The organism is Arthrobacter sp. 01T428, assembly GCF_056398685.1.
Genome location: NZ_JBFTPW010000012.1, coordinates 117,012 through 126,238 on the forward strand (window position 1 = coordinate 117,012; position 9,227 = coordinate 126,238).

Sequence of the window (9,227 nt, forward strand, 5' to 3'; positions counted from 1 at the left end):
CATTCCAGGGGTTTACTGCCCGCCCCGCGCCAGCCATCATGAAATCAGGCGCAGGACTTCGCCGACCGCTACAGCACGGCCGCTCCTTGCGCAGCGGAGGCGCAGCGACATGTCACCCAGGATCGAGCCCGCGGACCACGCCCTGGGAGGCACTGCCCCCGGCGCCCCGGACCGATTCCTGACCGACTACTACGAACACGTGGCCGATGATGATGTCCGCAACTACACCACGGACACGCTCCTCGAGCGTGCCCGGTACCACCGCTCATTGGCTGAACGGCGGGCTCCCGGGCAAGCTGTGATCGGCGTCCTGAACGAGGCCGACGCGAGCCTCGTAGCGATTGTCACCGAGGACATGCCTTACCTCGTACCGTCGGTCACTGCGGAAATCGCCAGGGACAACGCCTCCATCGGGCTCCTGGTCCACCCCACTTTTACCGTCACCCGGGATCCAGCCACCCACCGCCTGACCGACGTCCGCCGCGGCCCCCTGCGGACCGGACTGCCGTCCGGCGTCGAGCCTTCCGTCCCGGTCACCCCTCTGGAGCACGACGACGGCCGGCCGCTCGCGGAGGCTTGGATCGCCGTCGAGATTTCCCGCCTTCCGGACGAAACGAGTGCCGAACACCTCGTTGAACGGCTGCAGAGTGTCCTTGGCGATGTCCGGGCCGCGGCGGAAGACGCGGCTGCCATTCACCAGGAACTTGCCGACGAGATCGGGGGTTTGGCGGGTTTGTCCGGCGGCGGGGAGGTCCGGGAGTTGCTGCGCTGGCTGGACGACGGGAATTTCGTGTTCCTCGGCTACCGCGGCCGGAGGAGTCTCGGACTGCTCCGGAAGGTGGCGGGCGACGCGTCCGAGGCCGGGCCGCCCGAAGGTGGGCCGTCCGAAGGTGGGCCGAGCGCAAAGCCCCTCCTGACGCTCACCAAGTCGACGCTCCGCTCAACGGTCCTCCGGCGTGCCTACCTCGACGAAATCACCCTGGCCGGGGCTGACAAGATCGGCGAGCGCACCTGGGTCGGCCTTTTCGCTCCCAGCTCGGCGTCCCGTTCGGCACTCCAGATTCCCGTCATCCGGGACACTGTGGACGAGGTACTGCGGACGTTTGGCTACCCGCCGGCATCACACCGCGGCAAGGAACTGCTGGCCGTGGTGGAGGCTTATCCGCGCGACGAGCTCTTCCACATCGGCGCCGGGCAGTTGGCGGAGCACGCGCGGGACATCCTGCGCCTCCAAGAACGGCACAGCACCCGGTTGTTCCTTCGTCCGGACTCGCATAACCGCTTCATGACGGCATTGGTCTTCCTGCCGCGGCAGCGCTACAGCACGGCCGTCCGGCTCAACATTGAACGCGAACTTCGCGAGGCCTTCGGTTCCGGGGCCATCGAGTTCGAGCTCCGCCTGGGCGAATCCGCCATGGCCCGGGTGTTCTTCCGGGTCCTGTTGCCACGCGAGGGGGCGCCCGCCGTCGTCGACCCTGCGGTACTGGAGCAGCGGATTATCGCCGCGACGCGGTCCTGGGCGGAAGGCCTGGACGAAGCCTTGCGGGCAAGGTTCCCAGCAGACGAGGCCGCCCGGCTGTCCCGGCAATGGGCTGCCGCCTTTCCGGCCAGCTACAAGGCCGATTACGAGGTGGAAGACGCCGTTCAGGACATCGTCCGGTTCGAGGGTTTCGCGCCCATGGACGGGGACCAGGCCGACGGCGACACCGCGGACCCGCTGCTCACCGTCTACAGGCGCCCGGGAACCGCTGTCCTCGCCGAGGATGCGCGGATTCGGCTCTATTTGACCCACCCGCAGAGCCTGAGCCAGATTCTGCCCCTCTTCCACAACCTAGGCTTGCGCGTCCTGGACCAGCGGCCGTTCGACGTGCAGCGTGCCGACGGGCGGTCCTTCTTCCTTTACGACCTTGGCCTCGTGTATCCGCGCGGAGTTGATCCCGTGCGAACGGGCGAGCTCCTGGCCGCTTCGTTTTGTGCCGCGATGCGGGGAGATGCGGAGTCCGACGCCTTCGATGCCCTGGTCATCCGGGAGGGGATCGACTGGCGGCGGACAGCCATCCTGCGCGCGTATGCGAAGTACCTCCGGCAGCTGGGGAGCACCAATTCGTACGGGTTCATCGCGGATACACTTCGTGAGAATGTGCGGGCAACCCGCGCTCTGCTTTCGCTCTTCGAGGCGAAGTTCGATCCGGACCGGTTCGACCCCGATCTGTTCGATCCTGAACTGCGGGCGCCGGCGCCCGCTGACAAGACGCCTGCTGAGCAGATGGCGGCTGGAAGCGACCTGTTCGAAACGGACCGCGGCAAGTACAGCTCGCGGACGCAAGCCACCAACGCCGCGCGCAAGGAACTGGCCGAAGCGATCGACGCCGTACCGGTCCTCGACGCCGACCGCCTGTTGCGTTCCCTGGCGAGCCTGGTGGAGGCCACCCTGCGCACTAACTTTTACCTCAACAAACCGTATTTGAGTTTCAAGCTGAACCCCTCCTCCATCCCGGCTGCACCTGCACCCCGGCCACAATTCGAAATCTGGGTCTACTCGCCACGCGTGGAAGGCGTCCACTTGCGGTTCGGCGCCATTGCCCGCGGCGGCTTGCGTTGGTCCGACCGCCGGGAGGACTTCCGCACGGAGGTCCTGGGGCTCGTGAAAGCCCAGACCGTGAAGAACGCCGTCATTGTTCCCACCGGAGCCAAGGGCGGTTTCTACCCCAAACAACTCCCGGACCCCGCCGAAGACCGGGCGGACTGGCTGGCCGAGGGCCAGGAAAGCTACCGGATCTTCGTTCGTGGACTACTGGACATCACGGACGATCTGGTTGCCGAGCGCGTCGTCCCGCCGGCGCGCGTGGTGAGGCACGACGGCGACGACTACTACCTTGTGGTCGCCGCGGACAAGGGCACAGCCACGTTCTCCGACATCGCCAACGACCTCGCCTCAGAGTATGGATTCTGGCTGGGCGATGCGTTCGCGTCCGGCGGTTCCGTGGGTTATGACCACAAGCAGATGGGCATCACGGCCCGCGGCGCTTGGGAGTCCGTGCGGCACCATTTCAGTGAGTTGCTCATCGACTCCCGGGCCGAGGATTTCACCGTGGTGGGCATCGGCGACATGAGCGGCGATGTGTTCGGAAACGGAATGCTGCTCTCGAACCACATCAAGCTTGTGGCGGCCTTCGATCACCGGCATATCTTCCTGGATCCCACCCCGGACCCGGCCATTTCCTTCGCCGAGCGGAAACGGCTCTTCAAGCTCCCCCGCTCATCCTGGGCCGACTACAACCCCGCGAAGCTCAGTCCCGGTGGAGGAGTGTTCTCCCGGGCCGACAAATCAATCGGCATCACCGAGCCTGTCCGCCTCGCCTTGGGATTGGAGGAGGGCACGACGGCGATGAGCCCGCCTGAGCTGCTCAGGGCCGTCCTCACGGCCCCCGTCGACCTGCTCTACAACGGTGGGATCGGCACCTACGTCAAGGCTTCCGCCGAGACCCATGCCGACGTCGGAGACAAGTCAAACGATGCCATCCGGGTGGACGCCGCCCAACTGCGTACCCGGATCATCGCCGAGGGCGGCAATCTCGGCATCACCCAACGCGGCAGGATCGAGGCTGCGCTGGCTGGAATCCGCGTAAACACCGATGCCATCGACAACTCCGCCGGCGTGGACTGCTCGGACCACGAGGTAAACATCAAGATCTTCCTGGACCGGATGATCGCCGCAGGCAAGATGTCCCCCAACGAAAGGACGAAATTCCTGCACTCACTCCAGGACGAAGTGGGGAGGCTCGTGCTGAAAACCAACGTTGACCAAAACGTCCTCCTCCTCAATGACAGGCAACTGGTCCTCGAGTGGAGCCCGAGCTTCGAACGGACCATGGACTGGCTCGAGTCAGCCACGGACCTGGACCGGGAGCTCGAATGCCTGCCGACAACCAAGGAAATCCAGGCGCGAGTAAGGACCGGAGTTGGACTGACCTCACCTGAACTCGCCGTGCTGGCGGCCTATGCGAAGATCGAGCTCGCGCGGGAACTGACGGAGGGCGGGCTCGCGGACGATCCATGGTTTTCGAAAACGCTGCGCGACTATTTTCCCCGTCAGCTCTCGGAACGGTTCGGCGAGGACCTCTCCACGCATCCCCTGCGCCGCCAAATCGTTGCCACTGTGGTGGCCAACGACATGATCAACCTCGGCGGCATAGCCTTCGCGTTCCGCGCCATGGAGGAGACCACGGTTTCGGCGGCCGCGGTCGCGCGCGGATTCGTGGTCATGCGCCGAATCTGGGACTTCGATTCGGTCACTGAAGCCATCGCGCGGGTACCGGCAAGCGTCCCGAGCGAACATGGATGCGCCGTGGCCCTGGACATGCGCCGGCTCCTCGACCGGTCCACCCGCTGGTACGTCACCCACGATTTCCGCGACAAGCCCATTGCGGACGCCTTCGCCCGGCTCGAGCGGCCCATGTCGCTGATGCGGGCGAACTTCACGCGCTTCCTGCACGGGATCAACCTGCAACACTCGTTGACGCGCCTTGCCCATTCGGATTCAGTGGGCTTGCCACACGAGCTGGGCCTTCGAGCCTCGGAACTCCTGGTCAGCTACGGCCTTTTGGACATTTCCGCGATTGCCGAGGAATTGCAGGAGCCCGTTGAGGACGTCGCCGAGGTGTACTTCGCCGTGTTCGAACGGATCTCGGCTATCCCCCTGTTGGAACACATCACGCTGTTGCCGCGGGACACCCACTGGGAGGCCTTGGCGCGCGCAGCCCTTCGCGACGACATGTATCTGGTCCTTGCCGACATGACCAAGGCCGTGGTCCGGCACACTCCCCGCTCCCCCGAGGCAAGCGCCGACCCCATAGGAAGGATCCAGGATTGGGAACGCGGAAACATCGAACAACTCGCCCGCATCCAGGACACCATCAAGGAAGCGATCAAGCCCGGCCCGGTGGATATAGCCGCACTCTCCGTGGCCGTGAAGCTCTTGCGAGCGATGGTACGCCGGTGATCCAGATCCCAGAATGACAGACATCCGACGACTCTTTGCTATCTTTTATGCAGGAATTGCCGCTCCCCAACGCGGCATCCTGCAGAAGGAGGCCCCCAATGAGCACTGCCACGATAGAAAACAACGAGATCCATTTGTCCTTTGCGTCCGTCGACGAAGTCCATGCCGGACTCGACGAAGCCGTCAGCACGCTCATCGAAGCCGCTGCCGAAGACGGCCGCTGCGGGATCCTGGTGACCCGCCGGGAGCCCGGAAGCTACACGGTCGCCTTGGACGAGTCCGTCCCGTTCGGCCAGACCCGTGAGGTCCTCGCCGCCTAAGGACAGGCCCTGAAATAGGTACAGACAAGAAAACCGGAGCTTGTTTTCCAGACCACGCCAAGACGGCGCGGAATGGGAAACAAGCCCCGGTCCTTTAACCCGGTTTTTGCGGAGTCCCTACACCCGGCGCAACTCCACGCCGTCGGACTTCATGAAAAGCTGTTTGGCGGCTTCATCGGCGCCAGGTCCTGCGGGTTCAAGCCACACAACGTTGCCGCTGCCCGAGACTTCCTGCACCTCCCCCGCCGCGACCACATGTGCGTGCCTTACGACTTCGATCCGCTCCCCCACCTTCAACGTTCCCCAGTTGGAAACGACGGCGGACTGTGCGATTCGCCTGGACAGGACTGTCCCGCGTGCCTTCATTGAACTTCTACCCCTTTGTGGATGTTCGTTGTTTTCAGTTGTAACGGATATTCCCCGGTAGGCCCACGACATCGTCGGCGTGGACATGCCGTACACCATAAGTTCTACTACACAGAAAGCGCCCCGGGGCACGTATTGCCAAACATTTCCGGGGCGCTTCCTATTGTTCACTCGAACAGTATTTTGTTCGGCGTCAGGCGAGAATTCCGACGGCGGATTCGGCGGCCGTTCGCACCTCGCCAGCGCCTACAAGACGGTCTGCCGCTTCCAGTTCAGGTGAGAGGAAACGGTCAGTTCCGGGACCGTCGACGACGCCGCGCAGCACCTCGATCACGGCGGTGCCGGCAGGCCCCGGAGTGAGTTCTCCACCGGACAGTTTGGTGCGGATGTCGAGGGCGCGGGCGCTCGTCACGAGTTCCACGGCCAGGACGCGACGCAGGTTCTCGATGGCCTTCCGGAGCTTGCGGGCAGCGTGCCAACCCATGGAGACGTGGTCTTCCTGCATGGCGGAGCTCGGGATGGAGTCCACCGACGCCGGGACGGCCAGCCGCTTGTTGTCCGAGACGAGGCCGGCCTGGGTGTACTGGGCAATCATGAGGCCAGAGTCCACTCCGGGATCGTCTGCGAGGAAGGCCGGGAGTCCGTGCGAGCGGGCCGGGTCCAGCATGCGGTCCGTGCGGCGCTCGGCGATGGAGGACAGGTCCGCCACGGCGATCGCCAGGAAGTCCAGGACGTACGCCACCGGGGCGCCGTGGAAGTTTCCGTTGGAGGACACGCGGCCGTCCGGGAGCACCACGGGGTTGTCGATGGCTGCAGCCAACTCGCGGGAGGCCACGAGTTCGGCATGCGTCACGGTGTCGCGGACCGCGCCGGCCACCTGGGGTGCGCAGCGGAGCGAGTACGCGTCCTGGACTTTGGTGTCGTTGACGCGGTGCGAAGCGACGATCGGCGAGTTGGAAAGCACCCGAAGCATGTTGTCCGCGCTTGCGGCCTGGCCCGGGTGGGGCCGCAGGGCCGCGTGCAACTCAGGCAGGAACACCTGGTCGGTGCCGAGCAGCGCCTCGACGCTGAGCGCCGCGGTGATGTCCGCCGTCGTAAGCAGCAGGTGCAGGTCGGCGATGGCCATCAGGAGCATGCCGAGCATGCCCTCGGTGCCGTTGACGAGCGCGAGGCCTTCCTTTTCCGCGAGGACCACCGGCTCGATGCCGTGCGCGGCGAGGAGTTCGGCAACCGGCTTCTTTCCGGCGGCGCCGTAGAGCTCGCCGTCGGGGCCGGTGGCTTCGCCTTCGCCCATCAGGACCAAAGCGCAGTGGGACAACGGAGCGAGGTCGCCCGAGCAACCCAGGGAGCCGAATTCACGGACTACCGGGGTGATGCCGGCGTTGAGGACGTCCACCATGGTCTGCAGGACCACGGGACGAACGCCCGTGCGGCCCGAGGCCAGGGTCTTGGCACGCAGGAACATGATGCCGCGGACCACTTCGCGCTCCACTGCCGGGCCCATGCCTGCGGCGTGGCTGCGGATGAGCGACTTCTGCAACTGGGTGCGGAGTTCATTGGGGATGTGGCGGTTGGCCAGGGCGCCGAAGCCCGTCGAAACGCCGTACGCCGGAACTTCGCTGTGCGCGAGGCCGTCGATGTGGGCGCGGACCTTGGCAACAGTGTCCAGGGCTTCCTGGGAGATGGTCACCTTGGCGTCGTAGCGCGCGACGGCGACGACGTCCTCCGGCGTGACTCCGCTGGAGCCGAGGGTAACGGTCAGCGGTTCGTGGGTAATGGTTGTCATCGGGGTGTTCCTACTTGCTTTCTTCCATGGGGATGCGGACGCCGCGTTCGTGGGCGACTTCGATGGCGCGGTCGTAGCCGGCGTCGGCGTGGCGGATGACGCCCATGCCGGGGTCGTTGGTGAGGAGGCGTTCGAGTTTCTGGGCTGCGAGCTCGGTGCCGTCGGCGACGGAGACCTGGCCGGTGTGGATGGAGCGGCCGATGCCCACGCCGCCGCCGTGGTGGATGGAGACCCAGGTCGCCCCCGAGGACGCGGCGGTCAGGGCGTTGAGCAGGGGCCAGTCGGCGATCGCGTCGGAGCCGTCCTTCATGGACTCCGTTTCCCGGTACGGGGAGGCCACGGAGCCGGAGTCCAGATGGTCCCGGCCGATCACGATCGGGGCCTTGACCTTGCCCTCGGCGACGAGCTGGTTGAACAGCAGCCCGGCCTTGGCRCGTTCSCCGTAGCCSAGCCAGCAGATCCGGGCCGGGAGGCCTTCGAACTCGACCCGTTCGGCGGCGGCGTCGAGCCATTTGTGCAGGTGGGTGTTCTCCGGGAACAGTTCCTTGATCGCSKYRTCGGTGACGGCGATGTCTTCGGGGTCMCCGGAGAGCGCGACCCAGCGGAACGGGCCCAGTCCTTCGCAGAACAGSGGCCGGATGTAGGCCGGGACGAAGCCGGGGAACTCGAACGCCCGGCCGTAGCCGCCCTTGCGGGCCTCGTCGCGGATCGAGTTGCCGTAATCGAAGACCTCGGCCCCGGCGTCCTGGAACTCGACCATGGCCTGGACGTGGCGGGCCATGGAGGCCTGGGCTTTCTTGGTGAACCCTTCCGGGTCCGCTTCGGCCTCGGTGTGCCACTCGTCCACGGTGATGCCTTCGGGCAGGTAGGAGAGCGGGTCGTGCGCGGAGGTCTGGTCCGTCACGACATCGATGGTGATCTCCCCGGCCTTGTGGCGGGCCAGGAGTTCGGGGAAGACCTCGGCGGCGTTGCCCACGTAGCCCACGGACCAGCCGCGGCGCTCGGCCTTGGCGGCCTGGACTTTGGCGATCGCGGTGTCCAGGTCGGTTTCGACCTCGTCCAGGTAGCGCTTGCCGACCCGGCGGCGCAGCCGGGACTCGTCGACGTCCACGATCAGGCAGGCCCCGTCGTTCAGGGTCACCGCGAGCGGCTGGGCCCCCCCCATGCCACCGCACCCGCCGGTCAGCGTCAGCGTCCCCGCGAGCGGGCCCTCCGTGGAACCCTCCGCGGCCGGCGCCGGGTGGCGGGCAGTGTCATGCCTTGCGGCCCTGAGTTTGTTCCCGACGGCGGCGAAGGTTTCGTAGGTGCCCTGCAGGATGCCCTGGGTGCCGATGTAGATCCAGGACCCGGCGGTCATCTGCCCGTACATCATCAGGCCCTCTGCCTCCAGGCGGCGGAACTCCGGCCACGTCGCCCAGTCCCCCACCARGTTCGAGTTSGCCAAAAGCACCCGCGGCGCCCACTCGTTCGTGCGGAACACGCCCACGGGCTTGCCGGACTGCACCAGCAGCGTCTCGTCCKTCTCCATGGTCTCCAGGGTCCGGGTGATCGCGTCGAACGCGGCCCAGGACCGGGCAGCCCGGCCCGTGCCGCCATACACGACCAGGTCATCCGGACGCTCGGCGACCTCCGGGTCCAGGTTGTTCATCAACATGCGCAACGGCGCTTCGGTCTGCCAGCTCTTCGCGGTCAGCTCCGTGCCGCGCGCGGCCTTGACCGGACGGGCTCCGGTAGTGAAATCAGCGGGTGCCAT

At 66.0% G+C, this 9,227-nt stretch carries 5 protein-coding genes; 2 read left to right on the forward strand and 3 right to left on the reverse strand.

Going from position 1 to position 9,227, the window contains the following annotated elements; translation table 11 throughout:
• Positions 1–109: 109 nt before the first annotated feature.
• Both AC1DJB_RS14780 and AC1DJB_RS14785 read left to right on the forward strand, forming a co-directional pair.
• Positions 110–5,002, forward strand: coding sequence for an NAD-glutamate dehydrogenase (locus tag AC1DJB_RS14780; protein WP_441437756.1), 4,893 nt, complete (start codon positions 110–112; stop codon positions 5,000–5,002).
• A gap of 98 nt (positions 5,003–5,100) precedes the next feature.
• Entirely contained in the window at positions 5,101–5,322 is a 222-nt protein-coding gene (locus AC1DJB_RS14785; RefSeq protein WP_059388456.1) for a hypothetical protein, read from the forward strand.
• Between the two features lie 117 nt (positions 5,323–5,439).
• On the opposite strand, the gene AC1DJB_RS14790 is transcribed toward AC1DJB_RS14785, so the two are convergent.
• The 3 genes from AC1DJB_RS14790 to AC1DJB_RS14800 form a co-directional block, all read right to left on the reverse strand.
• On the reverse strand, positions 5,440–5,688 hold the full coding sequence (locus tag AC1DJB_RS14790; RefSeq protein ID WP_059388455.1) for a hypothetical protein: 249 nt from the start codon (positions 5,686–5,688) through the stop codon (positions 5,440–5,442).
• Positions 5,689–5,881: 193 nt separating this feature from the next.
• Positions 5,882–7,474 carry a histidine ammonia-lyase gene (hutH, locus tag AC1DJB_RS14795; RefSeq protein ID WP_306960746.1) on the reverse strand — a complete coding sequence of 531 codons (1,593 nt, stop codon included), beginning with the start codon at positions 7,472–7,474 and terminating at the stop codon, positions 5,882–5,884.
• Positions 7,475–7,484: 10 nt separating this feature from the next.
• The gene (locus tag AC1DJB_RS14800; RefSeq protein WP_476910554.1) at positions 7,485–9,227 is read right to left on the reverse strand and encodes a urocanate hydratase; all 1,743 of its coding nucleotides are present in this window, start codon (positions 9,225–9,227) and stop codon (positions 7,485–7,487) included.

Coding starts and splice junctions, on each gene's coding strand:
- hutH (WP_306960746.1), bottom strand. CDS start 7,474: ATGACAACCATTACCCACGAACCGCTGACCGTTACCCTCGGCTCCAGC.
- AC1DJB_RS14790 (WP_059388455.1), bottom strand. CDS start 5,688: ATGAAGGCACGCGGGACAGTCCTGTCCAGGCGAATCGCACAGTCCGCC.
- AC1DJB_RS14780 (WP_441437756.1), top strand. CDS start 110: ATGTCACCCAGGATCGAGCCCGCGGACCACGCCCTGGGAGGCACTGCC.
- AC1DJB_RS14785 (WP_059388456.1), top strand. CDS start 5,101: ATGAGCACTGCCACGATAGAAAACAACGAGATCCATTTGTCCTTTGCG.